This is a genomic window from Pseudomonas sp. P7759 (genome assembly GCF_013386445.1).
GTDB classification, from domain to species: Bacteria; Pseudomonadota; Gammaproteobacteria; order Pseudomonadales; family Pseudomonadaceae; genus Aquipseudomonas; species Aquipseudomonas azotoformans_A.
In genome coordinates this window covers 24,513-50,153 of record NZ_JACART010000018.1, presented here as the reverse complement: position 1 = coordinate 50,153, position 25,641 = coordinate 24,513, and the positions used below count along the sequence as shown (strand labels likewise).

Sequence of the window (25,641 nt, the reverse complement as noted above, 5' to 3'; positions counted from 1 at the left end):
GCAGTCTCCTTGTTGTTGTTTTTGATAGAGCTACTTTTCGACGATGGCGGTAATGCCCAGCCCACCCGCCGCGCAGATGGAAATCAGGCCGCGCCCGCCGCCGTTCGCATGGATGATCTTGGCCAACGCCGCCAATTGCCGGCCTCCCGTGGCGGCAAAGGGATGGCCGCAGCCCAGCGAGCCTCCGTTGACGTTCATCTTCGCGCGATCAATGGTGCCCAGGGGCGCCTCCAAGCCAAGACGTTCGCGGCAATAATCCGGGTCTTCCCAGGCCTTGAGCGTGCACAACACCTGGGCGGCAAAGGCTTCGTGGATCTCGAAGAAGTCGAAGTCCTTGAAGCTCAGGCCTTCGCGTTTAAGCATGCGCGGCACGGCGTAGGCCGGGGCCATCAGCAAGCCTTCGGTGCCGTCGACAAAATTCACCGCTGCGGTTTCGCCGGTACGCAGGTAGGCCAGCACTGGCCAGCCGTTGGCGGCGGCCCACTCTTCACTGGCCAGCAGCACCACCGAGGCGCCGTCGGTCAACGGAGTGGAGTTGCCGGCGGTAAGGGTGCCGTTCTGACGGTCGTAGGCTGGAGACAGGCCGGCGAGCTTTTCCAGGCTGGCATCGGCGCGCAGGTTGTTGTCCCTGGCCAGGCCGCGATGGGGGCTGATCAGGTCGTCGAAGAAGCCGCGCTTGTAGGCCGCGTCCAGGCGCTGGTGGCTGGTGAGGGTCAGCTCATCCTGGGCCAGGCGCTTGATCTGCCAGCGCTTGGCCATTTCTTCGCAGTGCTCGCCCATGGACAGGCCGGTGCGCGGCTCGCCGTTGCGTGGCAACAGTGGTTTGAAGAACATCGACGGCCGGACCTTGAGCAACGTTTTCAGCTTGTCGCCCATGCCCTTGGCACGATTGGCGGCGAGCAACGTGTGGCGCAAGGACTCATTGATACCGATGGGCGCGTCAGAGGTGGTGTCGGCACCCCCGGCAATGCCCACCTCGATCTGGCCGAGGGCAATCTTGTTCGCCACCAATAACGCCGCTTCCAGGCCGGTGCCGCAGGCTTGTTGCACATCGTAGGCCGGCGTGTCCGGCGACAAGGTGGTGGACAGCAACGACTCACGCGCCAGGTTGAAATCCCGCGAATGCTTGATCACCGCGCCAGCGGCAAACTCACCGAGGCGTTGGCCGTGCAGGTTGTAGCGGTCGACCAGCCCTTGCAGCGCGGCGACCAGCAGGTCCTGGTTGCTGTCGTGGGCGTACACCGTGTTGGAGCGAGCAAAAGGGATGCGGTTGCCACCGATGATCGCCACGCGACGGACCGGGGCCGGGTTGAAGCTGTAGTCACTCATTCCAGGTTCTCTTTCCAGATGAAAAGGCCACGCATATGGGGTTTGTCACCGGCAAAATTGCGCACTTCGAATTCGCGGCGCGGGCCAGTCACCGGATGGCTCCACAGCGCGACCTGGCCGGGCAGGAAGATCGGCAACTTGAAGTCACAATGAGCCTCGGCCTGGTCCAGGCCACCGGGCGGTTGCTGGGCGGCGAGCGCGTGGCCCAGGGTCCACATGCCATGGGCGATGGCGCGGCGAAAGCCGAACAGTTTGGCGCCGATCACCGAAGTGTGAATCGGGTTGAAATCCCCTGAGACCTTGGCAAAACGTCGGCCCAGGTCGGCGGGCAGCACCCAGCGTTGGGTGCGTAACAAGCTTTCTTCCTGCAGCGGCAACGCGTCACCCCACGGTTCGCCGACCGGGTCCTTGACGTCCCGGCGCAGATACAGGCTGTCGCTTTCCCATACCAGCGTGCCGGCACCGTAGGCACGAGTGGCGATGCTCAACGCCTGGCCCTTGGGATGGGCGACCCAACGCTCGCAATACACCTCAATGCGCAACGCCTGGCCTTCGTGCAAGCGCTGGTGCTGACGGATGCGATTGGCCAGGTGCACCATGCCGCTGGCCGGGTACGGAAAGCTTGGGCGGGTCAGCAGCATCAAGTGCAAAGGGAACGCCAGCACGTGGGGATAGGACAACGGCACGCCCTGTTCGCGGCGAAACCCACAGGCACGGCCATAAGCCGTGATGTCGGCGGCAGACAACGCCACCGCCGAGCACACCAGGCGTTCCGTGGGCAGCACGGGCGCACCGTCGAGCTTGGGTTTGCGCAGGGCACACACGCCATCCAGCAGCAAGCGGGTGCGTGAAGGCGGCGGATCAATGATCTGTGTCACGTAGTCCATGGCTCAGGCTCCCAGCAGGCTTTGGCCGCACACCCGTACGACTTGGCCGTTAACCCCGCCGGACGCCGGATGCGCCAGCCAGGCAATAGTTTCGGCCACGTCGACCGGCTGCCCGCCCTGGGACAGCGAATTCATGCGGCGCCCGGCTTCACGGATCATCAGCGGGATCTTCGCGGTCATCTGGGTTTCGATGAACCCCGGCGCCACCGCATTCACCGTCACCTGCTGCGCCGATGCACGCGGTGCCAGGCCCTGCACCAAGCCGATCACACCGGCCTTGGAGGTGGCGTAATTGCTTTGCCCGAGGTTGCCGGCGATACCAGAAATCGACGAGACACAAACAATTCGACCTCCCGGTTTGAGGCCTTGGCTATCCAATAAGGCATTGCTCAGTAGCAACGGCGCTTCGAGGTTCACCGCCAGCACGCTGCGCCAGGCGGCCTCGGTCATTTTGGCGATGGTCTTGTCGCGGGTGATCCCTGCGTTGTGCACCACCACGTCAAAGGCGCCGTATTGGCTGACGTGGGCTTGCAGCAGTGCGGGCGCGTCCGGCGCGGTGATGTCCAGGGGCAGCGCCGAACCTTCGACGCTGTCCGCCGCCTGTTGCAACGCCGTCTGGGCCTGGGGCACATCCACGCACACCACATGGGCGCCGTCCCGCGCCAATACCTGGGCAATCGCCAGGCCGATGCCACGGGAGGCGCCGGTGACCAGGGCGCGACGGCCAGCGAAGGGTTTGTCCCAATTGACCGTGACGTGGCCGTCCACCGGTTTCTCCAGGCGCACCACTTGCCCCGACACATAGGCCGAACGGCGCGACAGGAAGAAACGCAAGCTGCTGTCCAGTGCGTCTTCGGCACCCGGCGCCACGTAGATCAACTGCACAGTAATCGCCCGGCGCAGCTCCTTGGCCAGCGAGCGCACCAACCCTTCGAGGGCACGCTGGGCAATGGCTTGGGGCAAATCCTGGCAATGCTCCGGCGCGGTGCCGAGCACCACGACGCGGCCATGGTGGCCAAGACGCTTGGCGTTGGCGTGAAAGAACACATACAGCGCGTCCAACTGTTGCAGGTCGGCCACGGCGCTGGCGTCAAACACCGCGCCCTGCACTTTCACCGTAGATGGCGCCTTGAGCGTCGCCGGGGTGGCAGCAACGGTATCGGTGGCCGCGAAAATCCGCTGCACCTCGGCGGCCAGGCGCCCTGCCCCGGCGATGATCACCGGGTTGACCAAGCCCTGCTGGCCGCTGCGGTAGCGTTGCAGTGGCAGGGGCTGCGGCAAGCCGATGGCTTGGGCCAGGCGACGGCCCCAAGGGGAATTGACGAAGGAAAGGTAGCTGTCACTCATTGATAGATTCACTCACAACACGGTGTTGGCTAATTGACCGAGGCGTTTTCGCTTTGGCTGGTGCGACGTTTCGCCGTCGGCTCCAGCGCTTGCTTGCGCTGCTGCAACGCCTCCAGCAAGCCGAAGTCCTGCGGAAAGTCATCCACTTGGATGCCGTGGTCGGCGTATTCCACGTAACGGCCGAGCAAGGTGTCTTCGTCATCGCTGATCAAGTCCAGCGCCCGCGCCTTGACGCGCCAGGCGGTGAAGGCCGTGGCGGAGATCGGCATCGGTTCGATCAGGCCCTGCTTCACGGCGGGCTTGAGCCGGGCGTCGATCAGCTCGACCTGCGGCAGCAGGCGGAAACCCAGTTCGCCGTAGGCCAACTTGTCAATTTCTGGACGTGGGATGTAGGAGTTGGCCAACAACCGGTCGCGGGTTTCGCCCGGTGTCTGCACCACGTCCGCCACTTGGGCCAGCAGACGGTCCGACGGTTTGCGCAGTGGGATCCCGAACGGGAAGGTCAGGCCACGTAGCACCGCCGCAGCGGGTTTCGAGGGGTAGTTATCAAGCACTTCCGCCAGCGCTTCGTGGGCCCGCAGCAATGCATCCTGCGCCGCCCAGTGCACCAACGGCAGATCCGCCTGGGGCCGGCCGTCGTCCTCAAACCGCTTGAGTACGCAGGACAGGATGTACAGCTGCGACAGAATATCCCCCAGGCGCCCGGTGATACTTTCCTTGCGCTTGAGGGCTCCGCCCAGCACGCCCATGGAAATATCCGAAATCAGCGCGAGTACCACTGACAGACGATTGGCCTGGCGGTAGTAGGACGCCAGCGCGGGGTCGGTCTTGGCCGGAACGGAAATCAACCGCCCGCCTGTCAGGGAATGCACCGCCGCTCGTACGGTATTGGCCAGCACAAAGCTCACATGGCCAAACATGGCACTGTCGAAGGCTTCCAGCGCTCTACGTTGGTCAGGGTTACGCGCTGCTTCCATTTCGCGGAACACATAAGGATGGCAACGGATCAGGCCCTGGCCAAAGATGATCAGGCAGCGCGTCATGATGTTCGCGCCTTCCACGGTGATGGCGATGGGGCTTTGCTGATAGGCACGGGCCAGGAAGTTGTTGGGGCCCATGCAGATGCCCTTGCCGGCAACGATGTCCATGCCGTCATTGACGATGATCCGCGCGCGCTCGGTGACGTGGTACTTGGCGATCGCCGAGATCACCGAGGGTTTCTCACCCGCGTCCAGGGACGCCACCGACACCTTGCGCACCGCATCGCAGGCATACAGATGCCCGGCCATGCGCGCCAAGGGTGCCTGCACGCCTTCGAATTTGCCGATGGGCAGGCCGAACTGTTTGCGCATCGCGGCATAGGCGGTGGTGCCGCGCACCGCCACCTTGCCCAGGCCGACGTTGGCCGACGGCAAGGAAATTGCGCGACCGGCGGCCAGGCATTCCATCAACATGCGCCAGCCGTTGCCGACTTGCTCGCGGCCGCCGATCACCCACTCCAGCGGAATGAACACATCCTTGCCGGTGGTAGGACCGTTCTGGAAGACGGCATTCAGCGGCCAATGCCGGCGGCCACTGTTGACGCCGGGATGGGAGGTTGGGATCAGTGCGCAGGTGATACCGAGTGAACCCGGAGCGCCGAGCAAGCCATCCGGATCTTCTGCGCGGAACGCCAGGCCGAGCACCGTGGCAATCGGGCCGAGGGTGATGTAGCGCTTGTCCCAGGTCACGCGAAAGCCCAGCACTTCCTCACCTTCATGGGTGCCTTTGCAGACGATGCCCAGGTCAGGAATCGCCCCGGCATCGGAGCCGGCATACGGGCTGGTCAGGGCAAAGCATGGAATGTCTTCACCTCGCGCCAGGCGCGGCAGGTAGTAGTTGCGCTGGGCATCGGTGCCGTAGTGAAGCAGCAGTTCGGCCGGGCCGAGGGAGTTGGGCACCATCACCGAAATGGCGGCCGCCGAGCAGCGCGTCGACAGCTTCATCACCACCTGCGAGTGCGCGTAGTGGGAGAAGCCTTTGCCGCCGTATTGCTTGGGAATGATCATGCCGAGGAACCCGGCATCCTTGGTGTACTGCCAGCCTTCGGGCGACATGTCCTGCCAGACCTGGGTGGTTTCCCAGTCATTGGCGATGTCGCACAGGGTTTCGACTTCGTTGTCGAGGAAGGCTTGTTCCTCTGCGCTCAGGCTGGCCGGTGCGGCTTGCAGCAGACGCTGCCAATTGGGCTTGCCGCTGAACAGCTCGGCGTCCCACCACACGGTGCCGGACTCGATGGCGGCGCGTTCGGTGTCAGACATCGCCGGCATGATCGTACGAAACAGGCCCAAAGCCCTGCTGGTCAGCAAGGTGCGGCGCAGGGGTTTGATAGTCATCAGCAACGCGGGCGCCACCACCAGTATCGCCGCGACTGTGGCGCCGAAACCGGCCACGACGTTGAACAGGTAACCCGCTGCCAGCCAGATCAGGCCTGCGGCCAACCACAGGGTGGCGACAGCTTGTCGATATGCCAGGGCGATCGCTGCTGCGAAACCCACCAGTAACCAGATAACCATGGAGATACCTCGATTCGATTCAGGGTACGGCCTACGTGCGCCAGGTCGGATGACATGCGGCGTAACGCCACACTACAAAATTCGAAAACTATATTCAAATTTTGTTTTGAAATTATTATTTAATGCCTGGGTGAAAAAATGGCGGCTGAGCGAGCCGCCTGGTCAATCCGTCACAAAAGGGGAATACCGCCTTGAAACATCAGAACGTATAGGTGGCCGACAGGCTGACGACATCACCGGACGCATTCACCTTGCCGTCGAGGCGCGCGGCCCCCAGCCGGTCGACGTTCTGGGTCTTCAACTTGACCGTCTGAACGAACTGGTGGGAATAGGCAACGTCGAGGGTCAGGCCCTCAATTGCCTTCACGTCGTACCCGGCACCGAGGGACACAAAGGTGCGATCACCATCCGGGATGCGCGGGTCACGGGTGGAATTGCGGGTTGGCGTCTGGTCAATGGCCACACCCGCGCGCAAGGTCAGTTCATCGGTCGCACGGAAGTCGCCACCGAGGGAGTACATCCAGGTGTCCCTGTAGTTGTAGGGAATAGACACGATGGTGATGTCCCCCGACTTGAGTGTCAGGTCCTTGAACGAGGACCACTGCGTCCAGACCACACTCGCGCCCAGGGTGAACCGATCATTGAACTGGTGCACCCAGTCCAAACCTGCGGTGGCAGGGATATCCAACCGGGTGCTGGCATGGGCACCGTCCGGAAACAGCTCAAGCCCCGGATAGGCCGTGCCCACCAGCGTACCGCTGCCGCCGAAGGGGCTTGGTTGGGTCATGAGATTGTAGGAAAACTTATCGGCATGGATGTTGTACTTGCCGGTCATCTTGTTCTTGATCCTGGCGTGGTAGTTCAACCCCAGTGTGTCTTTTTCCGTGGGTTTCCACACCACACCGGTAAACCAGCCGGCTGACACATTGTCGACCTTGACCCGCATCAGCGCGCCGCCGACGTCCGACGGGAAAGCAATACCGCCCAGTTCAGAGTCCGATACCGCCGCCGCCGACAACAAGTCGATGTTCTGGCTGACGAACCCCTTGCTGTGCTGGACGATCACCCCACCGCCAACGGAAAACTGGTCGTTGACCTTGAACGACAGCGCACCGGTCAAACCCACGGTTTCGATTTTGGTGTCTACTGCAAACCCACGCAGTTTCGAATCCTGGTCCCAGGTGGAACGCATGCCCTGGGGCACGACCTGGCTCAGGCCGAAAGCAAACCGGTCGCCCAACGGCATCACCATGAAGCCTGTGGGCAGCCAGGCAGAAAATCCCCCTTGGCCACCGTCATTGTTGTTAACGGTCGTCGCTGTGGAATCAGGAAAGCCACTGTCGTCCAGCGGCGTGCTGGAAATCGGCTTGCCTGCGTAATCATAGGCGTCGCCTTTGTACTTGATCTTGATGCGCGCGTAATCGACCGTGAACTGCGCAACGTTACGGTCGATGAAGGCCATGGCGGCCGGGTTGTTATACGCCGAACTCGGATCGTTCTTGAACAGCGAACCGCCCGCGAAGGCCCTGCCCCAGCCGGGGGCACCATAGGTCGGGGTGGAGAAACCGCCGGCCTGCACAGGTGCGGCCACCATCCATCCGCCCATTAACGCCAGGCCCAGCAGCACTTCAATCTGTCGTTTATTTAACTTCACACGGCACCTCTACTGCGCTCTCAATCAGCCAGCCGCAACAGACGCCTCATGGGAGGCGCCTGCCTTTTAACGGGCGCTCAGCCCCTTGTATTCACGCCATCCTCAAGGAACAACGGTGAACGCTGGCGTTGGCTTGACGCTCAGGCTTACCACGGTGCAGTTGCCTGCCAGGGATTGATTGGTAGCCGTCAACACACCACCGCTGTAGTTGGCGGTGATAGTGGAAGCACCACAATTGGAGACGGGGTACAGAATCGAACCCGCGATGGTGTATCCGACGTTGGTCACCGAACCTGCGGTAGCACCGGTCGAGGTCAACGTCCATGGCAAGCCGGTGATCTTGGGCAGGCTGCACAGCCCACCCCCCGTGATGGCAACGTCAGTGATTTTGGCAACGCCCGCGGCGTCGACATTACCGGTGAAAGTCGCCCCGCAATTGACTGCGGCCTGGTAGGAGGATGGCGATTTCACCGAGATCGTGCCGGGTGCGGTGAAGTGGGTGTTTACAGGGGTGATGCTGTAGGCATTGGCCATGGAGGCGGCCCCCATCAGAACAGCCAAGGCAGACAACGACACGACAGTTTTAAAGTTCATCATTGTTATTCCTCACGTAGAAAGGCGAGTTAGTCGCCAGGGACAATGACCATGACTGAGGAGTTGAGGTGAAACAGCAGAACTCCTCGATCCGGCCAAACTTCACATCAATGACCGATACCGATGAGCGGGGAACCTTGTAGGAAATTGCATAGTTAGCGTTCATCCCTTCAAATTGTTTTTGTTCGGGTAGAACAACTTTCCTGCAACTAAGCAGGCGCCGGAATAGGACTAATCCGAGCGAGTGAAAACATCGATTTATTAGGAAATAATGACGGAACCAGGCGGGGGTCGTGAGTACTTGCGAGGGATGATGAAGTGGGAGGTTGAAGGTGCTTCAGTAAAAATCGAAACGGGTCGCACAGGCGACCCGTCGATGCGGTAAACGCGTGAAACAGCAGAAAGATGCGCTGACTGGCTGCTCCACTACCGCATACATTAGAACTTGTAAGTGGCGGACAGGCTGACAACCTCACCTTTGCTGTCGACTTTACCATCCAGGCGCGCAGCGCCCAGGCGGTCGACGTTGACGGTTTTGAGCTTCACCTGCTCGACAAACTGCCGAGAGTAGGCACCGTCGATACTCAAGCCGGGTATGGCCTTGATATCGTAGCCAAAGCCGAGAGAAGCGAAGTAACGATCGCCGTCGGGGATACGTGGGTCACGCGTGGAATTGCGGGTGGGAGTCTGGTCATAGGCAACACCGGCGCGCAGGGTGAAGTCATCGGTAAGCTTATAGTCGCCCCCTAGGGAATACATCATGACGTCCCTGTACTTGTAGGGGATCGACACGATGGTATTGCCATCGGACTTCAGGGTCAGCGCCTTGAATGACGACCATTGGGTCCACAGCACACTGGCGCCCAGGCTGAATCGGTCGTTGAACACATGCACCCAGTCGATGGCGGCGGTGGCCGGAATGTCCAGCTGGGTGGATGCGTTGGCGCCGTCCGGAAACAGTTTGAGGCCGGGGTAAGCACGCTCGACCAGCGTCAAGCCATCCCCTCCGGCATCGGTCATCAGCAACCTGCTGCCTGGATCAGCATAGATGTTGTATTTGCCCTCCATTTTGTTCTTGATTTTGGCGTGGTAGTTGAAACCCAGCGTGTCTTGCAAAGTGGGTTTCCAGGCCAGGCCGGCAAACCAGCCCACCGAGGTGTTATCGACCTTGACCCGCATCAGCGACTGCCCTACCCCCGATGGGAACGGGATGCCGAGACCACCCAGCCCCGGCGAGACCGCCGCCGCCGCATACAGGTCGACGTTCTGGCTCACGAAGCCTGTGCTGTGCTGAACAATGGCACCTGCACCAATAGAAAACTGGTCATTGACCTTGAACGACAGCGAGCCGGTCAAACCGACGGTTTCAATTTTGGTGTCAACGGCGAAGTCACGGCCTTTCCAGTCCTGGTCCCACGTGGATTTCATGCCCTGCGGGACGACCTGACTCAAGCCAAAACTGAAGCGATCGTTGATAGGTATCACCAAGAAGCCAGTGGGCACCCAAGCCGTAAAGCCGGCTTCACCCCCATTGCCTTCACGCGGCGTGGAGGTCACACCGCCGAATTCGTCCATGACCCCGGTGGACGTCGGGTCCCCTTTGTAGTCATAGGCATTTCCCTTGAACTTGATATTGATACGCGCATAGATAACGTTCTGCTGCGCGATGGTTTGGTCAATGAACGCCATGGCGGCCGGGTTGTTGTAGGCTGAAGAAGGGTCATTCTTGAACAGTGAACCACCGCCAAACGCACGGCCCCAGCCTTGCGCGCCAAATGTAGGAGTCGAGTACCCGCCAGCCTGAACGGGCCCGGCTGCGACCATAAACCCGCTCAACAACGCCAGGCCAAGTAACGCCTGGGCCTGTTGTTTCTTATTATTCATGCTCCACTCCTTATTATTTTTATCCACCACAGCCGGAATCACCGCCTTGGCTTGCCTTAACAAGTGCCCTTTGCAGGGCACTTGCGTTTCAACGTGTGATCATCACGTCAAGCGCACGCCTATCAAGGGTTGACAGTGAGCGTTGGGGTTGGCGTCGCGTTCAGCGCAGTGATTTTGCAACTGCCGACGGTTTGTGCCGATGGAACAGTAATGGTGTGGTTGCTGTTGTTGTAGACCACATTGATGGTGGCTGGAGCGCTTGCGCAGTTGCTGACGATCTTGAAGTTCACGCCTGAAACAGTGCCTGCAAAGGTGTCAGGCCCGGTGGCGGTGGAGGCGGTCAAGGTCCATGGCAAACCCAGCAACACTGGCACACCGCAAAGTGGGTTGGAGCCGCTCACAGTGGCGCCGGTGATCGAAGCGTTGGCACCACTCGCAGCCACGCTGCCGGTAAAGACGATGGTGCAAGCCACGGGCGCCCCGAACGACGCAGGCGATGTAACAGTGATAGCACCTGCGGGCGTGGTGAAACCCGCGCCAGGAGGAGAAATGGTAGCGGCATTCACCATGGAAGCAGCACCCATGCAAACAGTCAAAGCAGTCAACGACACGAGAGTTTTCAAGCTTTTCATTGTTTTTCCTCACATGTTATGGCGAATTCATTTCGCCAGGGGTAATGGCCATGATCGAGAGGTCACGGTGAAACTGCAGAACTTCCCTTTCCAGCCAAATCTCAATTCAATTACCGCAATAAAATCAGGTGGTTACTCAACAAACTTAAAGTTAGGTGGCATCTTGATAGATACCGTCTTGATCGTGCAGTCGTCGCCGATTGGTACATTGGCGGCCTCCAACTTGCCGGTGGCGTTATCCCAGGTGCCATCGGCGGTAGAAGGACCGCACTTGCCGCCCAAACCAAAGGCGTGGACATCCACGCTGATCTTCGACATGGAACCGCTCTTGGTGTCTTTGGCGACCAATACCCACGGCAGGTTGATGGCTTCGACCCGACGGCACTTGAGGCCGCCGTCGAATTCGACTTTGTCGACATTCACCGATAAACCATCCGCCGCCACTTTGCCGGCGACCTTGATGGTGCAATCGGCACTGATCAGTGCGCCTTTGGAAAAGCTGATGGGACCTTGGGCGGTGAATGCACTGCCGGCGGGTTCGATGCGCGCTGCCTGGGCCTGGTGATAGGCAATAAGGCCCAGCGCAGCCAATACGATATGGGTGGTGAACTTGGCAGGTGCTTGCATGGTGTACGTCCTTCCCTTTAATTATTTTTGTTCGGGGCAAACAACTTTCGGGTTATTGATTTGTAAACTTGCGGGCGATAGAGACCTGCGCGGCACGCAGGCCCCGAGTACGCACACGGTATGGCGTGAACTTAAAAAGGCTTAGCGCTGTTGCTGTACTTCTCCAGGTACTTCAAGCGTTGTGAGGGCTGAAGATTGGTCAGCGTAATATCTCCCGCATAATGATTCAGCACACGATGGTCCATGCGCCGCCGCCACAAATAAGGCACATAGGCCCAGACAATCATACTGGCGTAGCCATAAGGAAGTTGCGGCGATTCATCAAAATGACGCAACGACTGATAACTACGAGTGGGGTTGGCATGGTGATCGGAGTGCCGTTGTAATTGAAACAGGAAGATATTGGTAACAATCCGATTGCTGTTCCAGGAATGCCGGGGCGAGCAACGTTCATAACGACCATTGGGCAACTTCTGACGTTTAAGTCCGTAGTGTTCTACATAGTTCACGACTTCCAGCAGCGAAAACCCGTAGATGCCTTGGATAATCAGGAACGGAATCACTGCCGCTCCCAGCCAGGCGATCATCGCGCCCCACAGCACCACGCTGTACATCCAGGCACTGAGCACGCCGTTCTGCCAATGCCAGGCCGGCAGGCCGAGCTTGCGCAGGCGTTCGCGCTCCAGGTTCCACGCTGAGCGGGCACTGAACCACACCGAGCGCGGCAGAAAGGCCCAGAAGCTCTCCCCCAGCCGCGAACTGGCCGGATCTTCCGGCGTGGCGACACGGACGTGGTGGCCACGGTTGTGCTCGGTGTAGAAGTGACCGTAGAAGGTCGGGGCCAAGGTGACTTTGGCCAGGAACACCTCCAGCGCATTGGGTTTGTGGCCCAGTTCATGGGCGGTGTTGATCGCGATGCCGGTGGCGGCGCCCGTCGACATGGCCATGCCCAGGTAAGTGAACCAGCTCACTTCGCCATGCAACTGGGTGCGTGCGGTGATGTAGCTGGCCGCATGGGACAGCCAGCTCGACGGCTCCAGGTTCGCGACAGCCTGCAACAGCCCACCCTCGATGATCCAGTCGATACCGCCGGCAGCCAGCCAACCGGTGATCACCACCGACGAGATCACAAACACCACGCCGGTGTAGACGATCCAGCGGTAGTAGCTTTGCGATTCAAGGTGGCTGACGGCGGATTCGGGCGGGTTGCTCACGTCTTCACCGAGCAGGCCGTCGATCAGTGGGATCAGGCCGAAGATCACTAATACGCCGACCCACCAGAGTTGCTGCACACCGGTGGTGATGGCCAGGGCGCCGGACAACAAAGGCGTGGCCAAGGGCATGATGCCCAACCACCACAGGTGGCGCTTGCCGTCGGTCCAGGTGCTTGGAGCTGCCAGTGTCTGGTTCATGGCAGCCTCCGTTGCTGGGCAGTGCAAAACAGGTTCAGGGAGCGTTGAATGCTCCAGGAAATCAACCATGCGATAAAAGACGTTTTTTTCATTTTTATTCGCTCTTAGGCATTTCAAAAATCATTTCAAAATAAACATTGAAATATTTTTTTAAAGAAATAGCGCGGAATCGTTAGGTCGTCAACTACTTTTTCGAGGCCTTTTTTACGTGACCGGACAGTCTCTTTTTCAGCCGCTGGGTCAGGTCTCTAGGCCAAGCATTTCGGACGGTACAACCCGCAGTGAGTGCCACGATTATTTGCTTGCCAACGCAAACGGCGGATGCAGGATTGCAGCGCTTTGCGCTGGCCGCGCACGCTTGGCCAGGTGGTGCACCGCCTCCACCACCCGCGCGGTGGCGGTGATCGGCAGCATGTGCCCGCGCCCCTCCACCACCTGCAGCTTCAGGCCCGGAACCTTGTCGGCCAGGGCCTGGCCGTGCTTGCGAAAGTCCAGGACCTTGTCCTGCGCGCCATAGATCAGGCTGATGGGCAGCGTCAGTTGCGGGTAGCGCTTGACCATGCCCGGTAGGACATCATTGACCAGGGCGATCTCGCTGGACGCGGCATAGAAGTTGTCGGGGCGCATGCCCAGCAGCCCCCCGCCACGGGTGGCGAAATCGTCAGGGGCACTGTCCGGTGCGAACACGCCTTTGACCACCGCGCCGCGCGTCAACAGGCCAATCGGCACCGTGAGGGTGTGAGACACCCAGCGCCGCAGCCAGGCCGGTCGCACCGCCAGTGACCAGAACACCACGGGCAAAGTCGGTTGTGGATGGGTCAGTGGCGCCACCAACACCAACCCCGACACTGCGTGGGGATGGTCGAGGGCCAGCGCCAGGGAAATCGCACCACCCAGGGAATGCCCCAGCACCACAGGTTTATCCAGGCCCAGCGTCTCGATAAAGGCCGCCACTTGCCGCGCCTGGGCCGGCAGGTCCGCAGCGGTGCCTTTATGGCGTGTGGAATAACCCGATCCAGGGCGGTCGAGCGTGATGACACGGAACTGCTCACGCAATTGTCCGGACAAGGCATACGTCAGGTTGCGACTACTGCCCATCAGGCCGTGAATCATCACCAACGGCGGGCCCTTGCCCTCTTCGTAATAATGAAAGCGCTCGCCATTCACCTCCACAAAGCGCCCATTGTTCGGAACGGCGGCTTCAATACTTCGCGTCATCCACGCGCTGAATCCCCACAAAACGGCGCTTGCGCCTATCAATACAGCCGCAGCGATAACCCATTCAACAGCCATAGCTCGGTCCTCTGCATCCCTGCGGCTGGCGACCCGACCGGAATTGATCAAGGCCTCAGCCATCGTCCACACCCTGGACCTGAACGTCGTGCCTGTCCGTCGGACAAGTCGCACATGAGGAACCTGGGACTAGCGTAGGCGATATTTTCAGGTAGATTATTTAAAATCTTTTTTAAAATAAGTAATTCAATTTTTCTTTGCAATGGTGTTCTATCTAAAAGACACAACAAGAAAAGGAGCACACCCGATGCCCATGAAGGAATGCTTATGAATGCCCAGAGCGACTCAATCGACATCGCCATCATCGGCTCTGGCTTTGCCGGCCTGTGCATGGCGATCAAGCTCAAGGAGGCCGGGTTCACTGACTTCTTTATCGCCGAGCAGGCCGACACCCTCGGCGGCACCTGGCGTGACAACCACTACCCCGGCTGCGCCTGTGATGTGCAGTCCCACGTGTATTCGTTTTCCTTCGCGCCCAACCCGGACTGGACTCGCCAGTTCGCGCCGCAAGCGGAGATCCGCGCTTACCTGGAGCAATGCGCCACGCGTTTCGGGCTGGCGCCCTACTTGCGTTTCGGCATGGGCCTTGAGCGGGCGGTCTTCGATGAGCAACACCAGCGCTGGCAATTGCGCTTCAGCGATGGTCGCCAGGTCAGTGCACGGGTGCTGGTCTCGGGCATGGGCGGCCTGTCGCGCCCGGCGCTGCCGGATATTCCGGGGCTCGACAGTTTCAAGGGCAAGCGCTTCCACTCACAGCAGTGGGACCACGACTATTCCTTGAAGGGCAAGCGGGTGGCAGTGATCGGCACCGGCGCCAGCGCCATTCAGTTTGTGCCGCAGATTGCGCCGCAGGTGGCTCACCTGGACCTGTTCCAACGCACTCCACCCTGGATCATGCCCAAGCCCGACCGGGCGATCTCGCCTTTCGAACGCTGGCTGTTCAAGCACCTTCCCTTCACCCAACGCCTGGTGCGTAGCGCTTTTTATTGGGCGTTGGAAGGTCGCGTGGTCGGCTTTGCCCTGCACCCACGGCTGATGAAAATGGTGCAGAAAATCGCCCTGCGCCACCTGCACAAACAAGTGGCGCGCCCTTCCCTGCGCAAGACCCTGACCCCGGACTACACCATCGGCTGCAAGCGCGTGCTGATCTCCAATGACTACTACCCCGCGCTGTCGCGCAGCAACGTCGAGGTGGTCACCGACAACGTGCTGCGCATCGAAGCTGACGGGGTGATCACCGCCGACGGTATCAAGCACCCGGCCGACTGCCTGATCTTCGGCACCGGCTTCCAGGCCACCGATCCCCTGCCCCGCGACTGCATCATCGGCCGCGGCGGCGTCGACCTGATGGACACCTGGCAAGACGGCGCCCATGCCTACAAGGGCACCACGGTGCCCGGCTATCCCAACCTGTTCCTGATCGTTGGCCCCAACACCGGCCTGGGGCATAACTCGATGATCCTGATGATCGAAGCCCAGGTGACCTACATCCTCGATGCACTCAAGCAAATGCAGCGGCATCGCATCGCCAGTGTGGACGTCAAACCCAGCGTGGAAAGCGCCTTCAACCAACAGTTGCAAGACAAGCTCAAGCGCACCATCTGGAATACCGGCGGTTGCCAGAGCTGGTACCTCGACCCTCGCACTGGCAAGAACACCACGTTGTGGCCCGGCTCGACTTGGCGCTTCAAGCAGGTCACGCGCCAGTTTGCGCTCAAGGATTACGTGGCCAGCCTGGTGCCGATCAATGCGCCCGACCGCCCTGTGCCGGCCGCCCATTCCGCTGCCGAAGGGAGCCTGTCATGAAGTCATTCAACGGCCGCGTGGCGGCCATTACCGGCGCGGCGTCGGGCATGGGTCGCGCGTTGGCATTAGCCTTGGCACGGGAAGGTTGCCACCTGGCACTGGCGGACAAAAACAGCCAGGGGCTGGAACAGACGTCGGCGCTGATCAAAACGTCGACCCTGGCGCCTGTGTTGATCACCACCCAGGTACTGGATGTGTCCGATCGCCAGGCCATGGAGGACTGGGCTGCACGCTGCGCGGCCGATCACGGACAGGTCAATCTGGTGTTCAACAATGCCGGGGTGGCCCTGTCGAGCACCGTGGAGGGTGTGGACTACGCCGACCTGGAATGGATCGTCGGCATCAACTTCTGGGGCGTGGTCTACGGCACCAAGGCGTTTCTGCCGTACCTGAAAGCCGCAGGCGATGGCCATATCATCAACACCTCCAGCGTGTTCGGCCTGTTTGCCCAACCAGGCATGAGCGGCTACAACGCCACCAAGTTTGCCGTGCGCGGCTTTACCGAATCCCTGCGCCAGGAGCTGGACCTGCAACGCTGCGGTGTATCGGCCACTTGCGTGCACCCTGGCGGTATTCGCACCGATATCTGCCGCAGCAGCCGTATCGACGCGAACATGACGGGGTTCCTGATCCACAGCGAACAGCAAGCCCGCGCCGACTTCGAAAAGCTGTTCATCACCGACGCCGACCAGGCCGCCAAAGTGATCCTGCACGGTGTACGCAAAAACAAGCGCCGTGTGCTGATCGGCCGCGACGCGTATTGCCTCGACCTGCTCGCCCGCTGCCTGCCGGCGGCCTATCAAGCCCTGGTGGTGTTTGCCAGCAAACGCATGGCGCCAAAACCCCGCACGCCGGTACTTGAACCCAACGACGAGCCCCGCCTCTGAACAGGAGCACGCACCATGTTGCCGATCCGCCGTGACATCCGTTTCGCCCTGCCCGCCGAGCGCATCAAGGACTGGCATGAACAGGGTCCGTTCATCACGCACTTCTTCAATGCCCTGTCGCTGCTGTTCCCTCAAGGCGAGCTGTTTTTCATGGACAGCGTGCGCCACTACCGCCAACGCATCGACGACCCCGCGCTGAAGAAAGAGATCCAGGGTTTTATTGGCCAGGAGGCGATGCACAGCCGCGAACACGTGGCCTACAACGATTTGCTGCAAGCCGCCGGCTTACCCGCGCACACCCTGGACCGTCGACTGAAATTCATCCTCGACCTGCAGAAAAAACACCTGCCGGCATCCTTCAACCTGGCCGTGACCATTGCCCTTGAACACTACACCGCGATGCTGGCCGAAATCCTGTTGAGCGACCCGTCCCGCTTCGGCGAGTCACTCAAGGGCTACCAACAGATGTGGTACTGGCATGCCCTTGAGGAAACCGAACATAAGGCGGTGGCCTTTGATGTCTGGAACACGGTGATCAAGCCCGGACCCAAGCGCTATTTGCTGCGCACCGGGACCATGCTCACCACCACCGTGTTTTTCTGGCTGGTGGTGTTCGATTTCCACCTGCGCCTGCTGATCGCCGACCGCAAATCCGGCGGGCACCTGAAAGGCTTCTGGCGCATGCTGAAATTTCTGTATGGGCCCAAGGGCGTGTTCCCACGGATGGCGGTGCCGTGGCTGCATTACTTCAAACCCGGCTTTCACCCCTGGGATCATGACAACCGTGTGCGCCTGGCCGCAATTGACGACCTGATCGAGGAGATCGAGCAGACCCAACGCGGGTATTAGGCTTGCGCCAAGGCGGCGCGTTCACGCACAAAACCTTCCAACTGATCGCCCGGCAGTGCCTTGCTGAAATACCAGCCCTGGATGATCAATTCGGCGCCGGTATTCAGGAAGGCCAACTGCTCGGCGGTCTCCACCCCTTCCACCACCACGCCCAGGTTCAGCGCCTCACAGAAGCGCAGCATGCCGGTCATGACCTGGGCGCCCTTGGGATCGTGCTGGGCCACCACGAAACTGCGGTCGATCTTGATGAAGTCCACCGGAAACTGATGCAGGTAACTCAAGGCCGAAAACCCGGTGCCAAAGTCATCGATATAGACCTTGGCGCCAATGGCCTGCAGCTTCTGGATGGTCTGGCGCGTGACCTGGATATCGCTGACCAGCGCGTCTTCGGTGATTTCCACCGAGACCTGCCCGTGGGCCTGGGCCAGGATTTCCACAAGGCGCTCGCCATAGGCGGCGTCGGTCAGGGTCGCGCTGGAAATATTGATGGTCATCGGCAAGGCAAAGCCGAGTTTCTGCCACTTCTGGTATTGGCGGACCGCCTGGGACGCTACCCACACATCCACATCCGGCATCAACCGCGCCTGGGCCAGCCATTGCAGGAACTCCCACGGCGAATGCACCTTGCCCTCGGCATCACGGGCACGCATGAGGGCTTCACAACCGGTGCACAGGCCGGTGCGGGTCGATATCTGCGGCTGGAATTCGAGGTAGAACTCGTAGTCACTGATTTGCTGGATGCGGCTCAACTCATTGGCCTGGCGTGCCAGGGTCTTGTGGGACGCGAGCACCGGATCCAGTTCACGCAGCCGGCCCTTTTCTTCAAGACCCCGGAAGGTCATGTCCAGGGACTTGAGGTAGACCGTGCCCCCTTCGGTAGCCTGGCGATGAATCGCGCGCACATAGGGCGCGTACACCAAAGTGCCCAGGCCCAGCAGCGTCAGTTGCAGCGCCACTGCCGCGAGGTCGCCATGGGTACTCAGGTAGGCATTGAGCAGCACAGGCGCCGTTAACGGAACGCTGACCACCGCCGGCGACACCCAGCCCATCTGCACCACCGCCAACGCCACCATGGCATTCAACGCAGGCACGATCAGAAACGGGATGAACAAGCGCGGGTTGAGGATGATCGGCAAACCGAACAACAACACCTCACTGACGTTGAACAGTGACAGCGGCAGGCTTGCCACCGCCAACAAACGCATGGACTGGCTTTTGGAGAACAGCAGGATCGCCAGTAACAGGCACAACGCGCCGCCGGAACCTCCGATAAACGCAAAGCTGCCCAACAGGCCGCTGTTCAACATGTACTTGATCGGCTCGCCCGCCGCCAACGCCGTACCGTTAAGCACCACCGCCTGGTCCAGCACATCGAACAGCGGTTGCATGGCGTACACGCCGTGAATGCCGAAAAACCACAACAACGAATTCATCAGGGTCACGAACAGCCCGCTACCGTAGGGCGATTGCAGGGCATCGAGTACTTGGGGGCCCTGCAGTTGCGCCACATAAGGCACCTGCAACAGCAAGGACAGTACCACCACCAATCCCAGAGCGGTGATGGCGCCCGGCACCACCATATTGATCGTGCCCCGCAGGTTATGGCCTACCAAGTCTTCGTTGACCAACCGGGTCCAGCGGTGACGGTGCAGCCAGGCAATCGCCGGCACGTTCAACAGCGGCGAGGCAATTGCGATAAACAGTACAAAGGTTGCCGAAGCGCGGGGATATTCACGCAGGATAAACGTCGCCACCACCACATGGGCCAGGCACAGGAACGCCACCGGTAGTTGCGGCAGGCGATACTGGATTGCCAGCATGTAACCGATGGACGCCGCCACCAACAGCGGGATCACAGAGCTGATTTGATTGTGCAGGCCCGCGAGAAATGCCACTACTTGCGGATCGAAACCCAGCACCCGTGCGCATTCCGACAGGATCAGGAAGCCGGCAGACACCAACAGGCATGGCAGGATCCACAACAAACCTTCGCGGATCGCTCGAAGAGACTCGGTGCTGGCCAGGGCGGCCAGTCGTTGGGTGAAGAAAAGCTTGAACAGCGTTTGCGCCATGACCCATCCCTCTGTCCATCGCCCACTGCCCCTGGAAGGCAGGGCCGGAAACACGGGCTAACGCTACACGTCCTGGCACAGGGAGCGAAAGCCTTTTGCCCTTCATCCAGGTGTTTTTTCCGTAATGGATGACAGGCAATTCCCTGGTTTTTCAAATTAATTGGATTTTCTGACCTGGGCCAATCACCGAATCTGCTTCAATGAGTATTATCGGCACCGGTATTGTGCGATAGGTTCGCTGTATTCATGGAAGGCTGCCTGCGAAGGAAGTTGGCACCAGGGAGAGACGCTCGATATGCAAGACAAGCTGTCAATGAATGTACGCCCGCTGTTTTTCAACATCCTGCTCTGGGTATTCGGGGTTACGCTGCTGTTGATCTGCAAGGGCGTGATCGAACGAATGACGGGATCCTCCAACGAGGGTTCCCTGGACCTGACCCTGGTGCTGATCGCCTATCTTTTATTGTTTTTACTCACCCCCATACGCGCCTGGACCGACCGCCGACTACGCAAACGCGCCCGCCGCCTTAGCGCTGGCCACCGTCCAAAGCCCGGCCATTGATTGGAGCAAGCCTTTGTCACCACCCGGCGATAACCACCAACTGGCACTGGACAGGTTTCTCAACGAACACCCCGATGTGGCCTTGGAACTCAACACCCTGAACCCGCTGGCAGCTCAAGCCAAGGGCGAAACCCTGGCGCACTATCGAGCCGAAAGGCTGCATGAGGCCTTCGAAGCAGAGGCCGAACGCCAGGGCCTGTTTGCCTGGGAGTTGACCCTTAAACTCACCGCAGAATCCCCCGAAGACTTTGAAGCCCAACGTCTTGAAGTGCATAAGGAAGTGGCACAGATGGCCGGCCTGAGCTGGGACGAATACCGCCAGTTGCATGATTTGGCCGGCTGACCCATCACCCCACGAACCACAAGCGCCGTCGATTGGCCAACCCTTCACGCAGCTCAGCGACCCCTAAGGTGCGCTGCTCGGGGTCCATGGCCAATGCTGAACGTAACGAAGGCCAGTACTGCCTGGGCAATTGCCTGGGCCGAGGCAGTCGCTGATGATATTGGCGCTCTCCAGGCCGCCGGCCCTCTGCCAGCTCATAGAGCACACAGGCAGCTCCGTACAGATCGGCGCTGGCGGACGGCAATCCTCCGGCCATCAACTCCGGCGCCGCATACGCAGGGGTCCAGGCATTCAGGCGGCTTCGGCTCAAAGCCGGTAATCCTGACCTGACCTGGGCCTCGGCGTGACCCAAGCCAAAATCGAACAGGCGCAACCCCTGCTCCCCCACCATGATATTCGCCGGCTTCACATCACCGTGCAGGACACCTTGGCGATGGGTGTAGGCCAGTGCATCCAGCAATTGCAGGGCCATGGGTTGCAACTCTTGCCACGGCAATCCCTGCGGACATTCCGGGAGCACGCGGTCCAGCGTCAGGCCGGGCATGACTTCCATGGTAAAAAATGCCACTTGGTGCGCCGTGTCCACCTCAAAAGAAAATGCCCGCACCACATGATCATGTCGCAGGCTTCGGGTCAGGGCGAATTCGCTGTAGAGAAGCACATGGGCGTCAACCGACGCGGACAGGCTCTCGCCCAGCAACTTCAGCGCCACGCGGCAGTCTGGCTCGCCAAATGCCTCATGCAGCAGGTCCCGGGCGCGATAGACCACGCCCATCCCCCCAGTACCCAGGATGCGTTCGAGCTGATAACGCCCCGCAAGCAGGTTCGGTGGGCCTACCGTCGCATTCATGGCTGGATCACCACGCCGGTAAGGTCATCTCGCGCCGCGCCGCGCAATACGTCGTGGAACAGCCGGTCCACGACCTGCCGCGGTGTACCGGCGCTCATGGCACGCCCCAATTCCCTGTGACTGAGCCCCTGGTACAAGCCATCGCTGCATAACAAAAACACGTCTGCGGGCTGGGTGCGCAACTCCAGTACTTCCAGGCTCAGCGGCTGCCGGCCTCCGACTGCTCGGGTCAAGGCCCTACTGCCTGGATGAGCCTGGGCCAGTTCTGGACTCAACTGCTGGCGGTCGATCAGTTGCTGCTGCAAGGAGTGGTCGCGTGACAGTTGATACAGCCGCTGACCCCGCCAGAGATAGCATCGACTGTCTCCAGCCCAGATACAGGCCGCACGGTTGGGTTCGAGCAACAGCACAACCACCGTACTGCCCATGATGCCCGCCCCGCCATCGACGGGTTGCAATTGACTGTCGAGGCCACGCAGGCAAAGGCGGACGGCCTCGATCCGTTGGTCAAAGCCGCCTTTGCCTGGCAGTGCGGCAAGGCTGTTGACCACCCACTGGCTGGCGACATTCCCGGCCTGATGACCGCCCATGCCATCAGCCACCGCCCAACAACCCCGTTGTGGGCAATCGAGGAGAGCATCTTCATTGCGCGCACGGTTTTTGCCTTGTGCCGTGCGCCCGGCACTGCGCCATGCGTGCGGCCCGCTCACAATTGCTCCGGCAAGCGGAACGTGCGCCATGTCGCCATCTGGAACGGGCTAGGGTTGTGTTGGCTGATGAGCAGGTAATTGGCCCGCAGGCCTGCCAGGTCAGCCTTGAGAATCTGCGCATCCCTGCCGCTGGCAGACTCGCTTTGCATCAAGTCGAAAAACCGGAACAACGACCAGGCGCCACTGTCCTTCTCGATCCCCAGCGGCCGCTCTGCACCGCGCTCCAGCACCAGGCTGCTGCGACCGTTCTCGGCTTCGATCGGCCAGCGGAATGCCATTGGCACGATCGGACCGTGACGGTATTCCAATTGCTGATCGCCGACTCGCAGCGTCGCCCGGCTGACGGCCTGATCCAGACTGTAGGGCGCCAATGTGAACCGCACGGCCCAATCACCCTGGTCCTCGGTGAAAAACCCCTGGCGAATGGTCTGGGCCCGGGTCAGTTGGTCCAGCACCGAGCGCGACATTGGCAGACTGCGCCCCTCCAGGGCCCGCATGCGATAACGGTCGCCCTCGACACTGACAAACGGCCGCAGGTACCCCTCATAAAAGCGCGCCAGCGCGCCCCGTGGCTTGAAGAACGCCTGAAAATCGCCCAGGGCGACGTCGCTGCCGGCGTGGGCATCGAACGGGTATCGGCGTTGGATGGCTTTCGCATAGAGGCCGTAAACCTCGCTTTGATAACGCTGATTCACGTACCCATACGCATCATCAAGCAGGTGGCGCCAAGTTTGGTCGGCAATTCCCTCGAACCAACCTTTGAGCGGCTGCGGGAAGCGGGCCGCCGTATCACGCAGGTTGCCCAACAGCGGCTGCTGCCCATCCATCCGCTGCCTGGCCATTTTGAACGCTGCCTGCTCCGGCGAGCTATCCCGGTTCAGCGCCAGCAATTGCAACTGCAGCTCATCAAGCAAGCGCAATGCCTGTGTCAACTCGCCGCCTGGGTTCTGCTCTTCGTCGAGCAATTGGTGCAAGGGTTCGAAGCGGCGTTGCAATGCACGCCGGGCCGTATCTGGCAGTGGTGTTCTGGCCAGAACCTTGGACGTCGCAGCGCCCAGTTCGCCAACATGCGAACTCACCGCCTCAAACCGATCGGGGATCGGCACTAACCGCGTGTTTTCGCGCACTTGCTGCAGCAACTGCACCAAGGCCGACTGCGCTGATGTGAGGCCCGCAAGTTGCTCCGCGCCTTGTCGCAGGCTGCCGGTGTCCTGCAGCCTGATTCGACCCAGGGCGTCACTCCAGGCATCGGCGTACTCACTGAAATAGCGTTGCTCCAGCGCCAGCATCAACCGGCGTAGTTCCGTGGCGCTGAGGTCGGAGCTTTCCCCAAGTACCCAATTGTCCTGTGCGATGGCATTGACCCATTGAGCGCCCTGTGTTTCGAAAACCTGCAGGTATTTTTGGGTGTAGAACCCCGGTATAGGGGGCCCTGAACTGGAAAACGCCGGGCCTTCGGCCAGACGGTAAGGCTCCAGGCTCCGCGCTTGTTCCCGCAGCGCCCGGTAGACCACCTCTGCCAGCGACTCACCGCGCAACACCAAGCGAGCCTGGACGACCAACTCATCATTCAACGGCACCAAGAAAGGTCGTTCCAGGAGCCGCAGAAAGTGTTCATTCAGACGCTTATGCGCTGAAGTATTCCCCCGCCACTGACCCGCCACGTGCTCTGCCAGCCACCCCACATCACGCCGCTCACGCAAATTAAGCATCAGGTAGGCACGCAGGCTGTCCAGCAATTGCCCGCGGTCACCCAGGCTGCCTCGTACTCGTCCTTCGAGCAGCGTGGTCACGTACGGCAGTAAATGCAGCTGCAAGGCTTGGTCATAGGCGCTGGCCAGCAGCGGATAACTCACCTCTCCCTGATACAAGCCAGCCCGTTCAATCCAACGTGCTTCGGCCAACGATGGAAACACATGAGTTGCAGCCAGGCGACTGTCGAGCAGCGTCAATAGTGCGAGGCTCTCGTCGTCTCCTTGTTGAATAGAGGGTTGGGTGTTGATCAATCCCAGTAGTTGCACCAACCGCTGATGGTTGAAGGTATAACTGTGCGTCCACAACGCCCCTGCCGTGCCGATGACCACCGACGCAGCCAGCGCCATCAGCCCATGACGCCGATGTATGCGCTGCCGCTCAGGGCTACGCAGTCCGGCAAGATCGGCTTCGGCAAAAATCACGCGATTGAACAGGCCTTGGACAAAATGAGGCCGTACATCGGCAGTCTTCGCACAGGTCAGGTAGAACCCTCGCAAACCATTGATGTGTGGGTAGCGATGGGCGGAAAATCCAGTCTCGATAAACAGGCACAGGCGGTCACCGATGTGTGCGACCTGCCGGGGAAAGTCCAGTATCCGGCGTCGACGCGCGATATTTCGCTCCTGATGCAAGCGCGGGATCAGCTCCGCGCCCAGACGCTGCAGAAGGTTCTCGAACGCCTCTCTCACCTGAGCGATGTCTGTGCCGGCGGTACCTGTCACCAGGTGCCCACCCAAGACGACTTCTGCGCCGTCGCCCTGCTGCGCGTCAAAGAACTCGACAAACCCGGCCAACCGATCAGCCTGGGTCAACACCAGATAGACCGGAACATCCGCATGCAATGTCTGCTGGATGTCCTGCAAGCGGCTACGTACATGACGCGCATGACGCTCCAGGTCGTGCTCATTGCTGCTTGAAAGGGTATCAACAGACAACGTGACCACCACGCCATTGAGTGGCCGCGCCCGGCGTCGCGACTTGAGCAGCCCAAGGAGTGTCATCCATCCCGCAGCGTCAACCAAGGGGTCTGGCTGGCCCAGGTAGCGGCCGGCCGTCTCGACCATCACGGCTTCTTCGGCAAAATACCAGTCCCAGTCAGGCGTAGTGCCTGGGAGCACGGTTTCTGGTCGCCCGAACAGAGACTGCACGCCGTTGGCAGCCAACAGGCTGGTCTTGCCACTGCCTTGCTCGCCAATCAACAGGTACCAGGGCAACTCGTTTCGCCAGCGCTCGCTGCGGTCACCATAGTGTCGGGAGCTTTTCAGCGCGTGCAGGGCCTCCTTGAAGCGCCCCTGCACCTGCCTTGTTTCGTCGTTGATCAATGCCTGACGCTGATGACGCTCGTGGTGTTCATGCTGATTCAAACGAGCGGTACGGCGAGTACCCACCACGACCATCGACAGTCCCCACAACAGCAGCAACCCGCTGATGGTCAGTAACCGGGATGTCGGGCTGTGCCAGAAACGGTAGTCATCCACCGCCAGTAAAGGCCCGAAAAACCAAATCAGCAGTCCACTGGACAACACCAGCAACAAGCTCCACAGCCAACTTTTGCGCAGCACCGTCCCCACGCCCTTGAAAAATGCGTTCATC

20 protein-coding genes are annotated in these 25,641 nt (G+C 60.4%); 5 read left to right on the top strand and 15 right to left on the bottom strand.

The genetic code is table 11. The features are described from left to right. Positions 1–30: 30 nt before the first annotated feature. The 11 genes from HX823_RS16630 to HX823_RS16580 form a co-directional block, all read right to left on the bottom strand. Complete coding sequence (locus tag HX823_RS16630) at positions 31–1,329, bottom strand: acetyl-CoA C-acetyltransferase (RefSeq protein WP_177075574.1); 1,299 nt, start codon at positions 1,327–1,329, stop codon at positions 31–33. After that, positions 1,326–2,216, bottom strand: a complete 891-nt coding sequence (locus HX823_RS16625; RefSeq protein WP_177075572.1) for a MaoC/PaaZ C-terminal domain-containing protein — start codon at positions 2,214–2,216, stop codon at positions 1,326–1,328. The genes HX823_RS16630 and HX823_RS16625 overlap by 4 nt, the downstream gene beginning before the upstream one ends. Before the next feature lie 3 nt (positions 2,217–2,219). Continuing rightward, positions 2,220–3,563, bottom strand: coding sequence for a 3-oxoacyl-ACP reductase (locus tag HX823_RS16620; RefSeq protein WP_177075570.1), 1,344 nt, complete (start codon positions 3,561–3,563; stop codon positions 2,220–2,222). Positions 3,564–3,592: 29 nt separating this feature from the next. Then, the gene (locus HX823_RS16615) at positions 3,593–6,118 is read right to left on the bottom strand and encodes an acyl-CoA dehydrogenase (protein WP_177075568.1); all 2,526 of its coding nucleotides are present in this window, start codon (positions 6,116–6,118) and stop codon (positions 3,593–3,595) included. A 199-nt stretch (positions 6,119–6,317) separates the two neighbouring features. Further along, positions 6,318–7,724: an outer membrane protein transport protein gene (locus tag HX823_RS16610; protein ID WP_218169844.1), complete on the bottom strand. Its 1,407-nt coding sequence runs from the start codon at positions 7,722–7,724 to the stop codon at positions 6,318–6,320. 150 nt (positions 7,725–7,874) lie between these two features. Beyond that, positions 7,875–8,369, bottom strand: a complete 495-nt coding sequence (gene praB / locus HX823_RS16605; protein WP_038843885.1) for an alkane oxidation protein activator PraB — start codon at positions 8,367–8,369, stop codon at positions 7,875–7,877. 435 nt (positions 8,370–8,804) lie between these two features. Next, the gene (locus HX823_RS16600) at positions 8,805–10,250 is read right to left on the bottom strand and encodes an outer membrane protein transport protein (RefSeq protein ID WP_038843883.1); all 1,446 of its coding nucleotides are present in this window, start codon (positions 10,248–10,250) and stop codon (positions 8,805–8,807) included. A gap of 122 nt (positions 10,251–10,372) precedes the next feature. Then, positions 10,373–10,882: an alkane oxidation protein activator PraB gene (gene praB / locus HX823_RS16595; RefSeq protein WP_038843881.1), complete on the bottom strand. Its 510-nt coding sequence runs from the start codon at positions 10,880–10,882 to the stop codon at positions 10,373–10,375. A gap of 132 nt (positions 10,883–11,014) precedes the next feature. After that, complete coding sequence (gene praA / locus HX823_RS16590) at positions 11,015–11,509, bottom strand: alkane oxidation protein activator PraA (RefSeq protein ID WP_177075563.1); 495 nt, start codon at positions 11,507–11,509, stop codon at positions 11,015–11,017. Between the two features lie 131 nt (positions 11,510–11,640). Beyond that, positions 11,641–12,921, bottom strand: coding sequence for an alkane 1-monooxygenase (locus tag HX823_RS16585; protein ID WP_177075561.1), 1,281 nt, complete (start codon positions 12,919–12,921; stop codon positions 11,641–11,643). A 294-nt stretch (positions 12,922–13,215) separates the two neighbouring features. Next, positions 13,216–14,277, bottom strand: a complete 1,062-nt coding sequence (locus HX823_RS16580; protein ID WP_177075559.1) for an alpha/beta fold hydrolase — start codon at positions 14,275–14,277, stop codon at positions 13,216–13,218. A gap of 204 nt (positions 14,278–14,481) precedes the next feature. On the opposite strand from HX823_RS16580, the gene HX823_RS16575 reads away from it, so the two are divergent. From HX823_RS16575 to HX823_RS16565, 3 genes are read left to right on the top strand one after another with little or no spacing between them, the layout of a single operon-like run. Next, positions 14,482–16,020, top strand: coding sequence for an NAD(P)/FAD-dependent oxidoreductase (locus HX823_RS16575; RefSeq protein ID WP_177075558.1), 1,539 nt, complete (start codon positions 14,482–14,484; stop codon positions 16,018–16,020). Further along, positions 16,017–16,907 (top strand): SDR family oxidoreductase, encoded by an 891-nt coding sequence (locus tag HX823_RS16570; protein WP_177075556.1) that lies wholly within the window; start codon positions 16,017–16,019, stop codon positions 16,905–16,907. Before HX823_RS16575 ends, HX823_RS16570 begins: the two co-directional genes overlap by 4 nt. 15 nt (positions 16,908–16,922) lie before the next feature. Further along, entirely contained in the window at positions 16,923–17,756 is an 834-nt protein-coding gene (locus HX823_RS16565) for a metal-dependent hydrolase (RefSeq protein ID WP_177075553.1), read from the top strand. Here the strand turns inward: HX823_RS16565 and HX823_RS16560 are convergent. Then, positions 17,753–19,828 (bottom strand): EAL domain-containing protein, encoded by a 2,076-nt coding sequence (locus HX823_RS16560; RefSeq protein WP_177075550.1) that lies wholly within the window; start codon positions 19,826–19,828, stop codon positions 17,753–17,755. The genes HX823_RS16565 and HX823_RS16560 overlap by 4 nt on opposite strands. A 295-nt stretch (positions 19,829–20,123) precedes the next feature. Between HX823_RS16560 and HX823_RS16555 the strand changes: the two genes are divergently transcribed. After that, positions 20,124–20,390: a hypothetical protein gene (locus HX823_RS16555; protein WP_038843869.1), complete on the top strand. Its 267-nt coding sequence runs from the start codon at positions 20,124–20,126 to the stop codon at positions 20,388–20,390. 13 nt (positions 20,391–20,403) lie between these two features. Continuing rightward, positions 20,404–20,733 (top strand): DUF6388 family protein, encoded by a 330-nt coding sequence (locus HX823_RS16550; RefSeq protein ID WP_038843868.1) that lies wholly within the window; start codon positions 20,404–20,406, stop codon positions 20,731–20,733. Positions 20,734–20,737: 4 nt separating this feature from the next. Here the strand turns inward: HX823_RS16550 and HX823_RS16545 are convergent, their stop codons facing one another. Genes HX823_RS16545 through tssM form a run of 3 tightly spaced genes read right to left on the bottom strand, consistent with a single transcriptional unit; the run spans position 20,738 to position 25,640 of the window. After that, on the bottom strand, positions 20,738–21,583 hold the full coding sequence (locus tag HX823_RS16545; protein ID WP_177075548.1) for a serine/threonine-protein kinase: 846 nt from the start codon (positions 21,581–21,583) through the stop codon (positions 20,738–20,740). Further along, positions 21,580–22,323, bottom strand: coding sequence for a PP2C family serine/threonine-protein phosphatase (locus tag HX823_RS16540; protein WP_177075546.1), 744 nt, complete (start codon positions 22,321–22,323; stop codon positions 21,580–21,582). The genes HX823_RS16545 and HX823_RS16540 overlap by 4 nt, the downstream gene beginning before the upstream one ends. Continuing rightward, positions 22,290–25,640 (bottom strand): type VI secretion system membrane subunit TssM, encoded by a 3,351-nt coding sequence (gene tssM, locus HX823_RS16535; protein WP_177075544.1) that lies wholly within the window; start codon positions 25,638–25,640, stop codon positions 22,290–22,292. Before tssM ends, HX823_RS16540 begins: the two co-directional genes overlap by 34 nt. Position 25,641 lies beyond the last annotated feature (1 nt).

What these genes read in the sequence shown, in the direction of transcription:
- HX823_RS16630 (WP_177075574.1), bottom strand. Translation starts at nt 1,329, where the DNA reads ATGAGTGACTACAGCTTCAACCCGGCCCCGGTCCGTCGCGTGGCGATC.
- HX823_RS16625 (WP_177075572.1), bottom strand. Translation starts at nt 2,216, where the DNA reads ATGGACTACGTGACACAGATCATTGATCCGCCGCCTTCACGCACCCGC.
- HX823_RS16620 (WP_177075570.1), bottom strand. Translation starts at nt 3,563, where the DNA reads ATGAGTGACAGCTACCTTTCCTTCGTCAATTCCCCTTGGGGCCGTCGC.
- HX823_RS16615 (WP_177075568.1), bottom strand. Translation starts at nt 6,118, where the DNA reads ATGGTTATCTGGTTACTGGTGGGTTTCGCAGCAGCGATCGCCCTGGCA.
- HX823_RS16610 (WP_218169844.1), bottom strand. Translation starts at nt 7,724, where the DNA reads ATGGGCGGATGGATGGTGGCCGCACCTGTGCAGGCCGGCGGTTTCTCC.
- praB (WP_038843885.1), bottom strand. Translation starts at nt 8,369, where the DNA reads ATGATGAACTTTAAAACTGTCGTGTCGTTGTCTGCCTTGGCTGTTCTG.
- HX823_RS16600 (WP_038843883.1), bottom strand. Translation starts at nt 10,250, where the DNA reads ATGAATAATAAGAAACAACAGGCCCAGGCGTTACTTGGCCTGGCGTTG.
- praB (WP_038843881.1), bottom strand. Translation starts at nt 10,882, where the DNA reads ATGAAAAGCTTGAAAACTCTCGTGTCGTTGACTGCTTTGACTGTTTGC.
- praA (WP_177075563.1), bottom strand. Translation starts at nt 11,509, where the DNA reads ATGCAAGCACCTGCCAAGTTCACCACCCATATCGTATTGGCTGCGCTG.
- HX823_RS16585 (WP_177075561.1), bottom strand. Translation starts at nt 12,921, where the DNA reads ATGAACCAGACACTGGCAGCTCCAAGCACCTGGACCGACGGCAAGCGC.
- HX823_RS16580 (WP_177075559.1), bottom strand. Translation starts at nt 14,277, where the DNA reads ATGGCTGAGGCCTTGATCAATTCCGGTCGGGTCGCCAGCCGCAGGGAT.
- HX823_RS16575 (WP_177075558.1), top strand. Translation starts at nt 14,482, where the DNA reads ATGAATGCCCAGAGCGACTCAATCGACATCGCCATCATCGGCTCTGGC.
- HX823_RS16570 (WP_177075556.1), top strand. Translation starts at nt 16,017, where the DNA reads ATGAAGTCATTCAACGGCCGCGTGGCGGCCATTACCGGCGCGGCGTCG.
- HX823_RS16565 (WP_177075553.1), top strand. Translation starts at nt 16,923, where the DNA reads ATGTTGCCGATCCGCCGTGACATCCGTTTCGCCCTGCCCGCCGAGCGC.
- HX823_RS16560 (WP_177075550.1), bottom strand. Translation starts at nt 19,828, where the DNA reads ATGGCGCAAACGCTGTTCAAGCTTTTCTTCACCCAACGACTGGCCGCC.
- HX823_RS16555 (WP_038843869.1), top strand. Translation starts at nt 20,124, where the DNA reads ATGCAAGACAAGCTGTCAATGAATGTACGCCCGCTGTTTTTCAACATC.
- HX823_RS16545 (WP_177075548.1), bottom strand. Translation starts at nt 21,583, where the DNA reads ATGAATGCGACGGTAGGCCCACCGAACCTGCTTGCGGGGCGTTATCAG.
- HX823_RS16540 (WP_177075546.1), bottom strand. Translation starts at nt 22,323, where the DNA reads ATGGCGCACGTTCCGCTTGCCGGAGCAATTGTGAGCGGGCCGCACGCA.
- tssM (WP_177075544.1), bottom strand. Translation starts at nt 25,640, where the DNA reads ATGAACGCATTTTTCAAGGGCGTGGGGACGGTGCTGCGCAAAAGTTGG.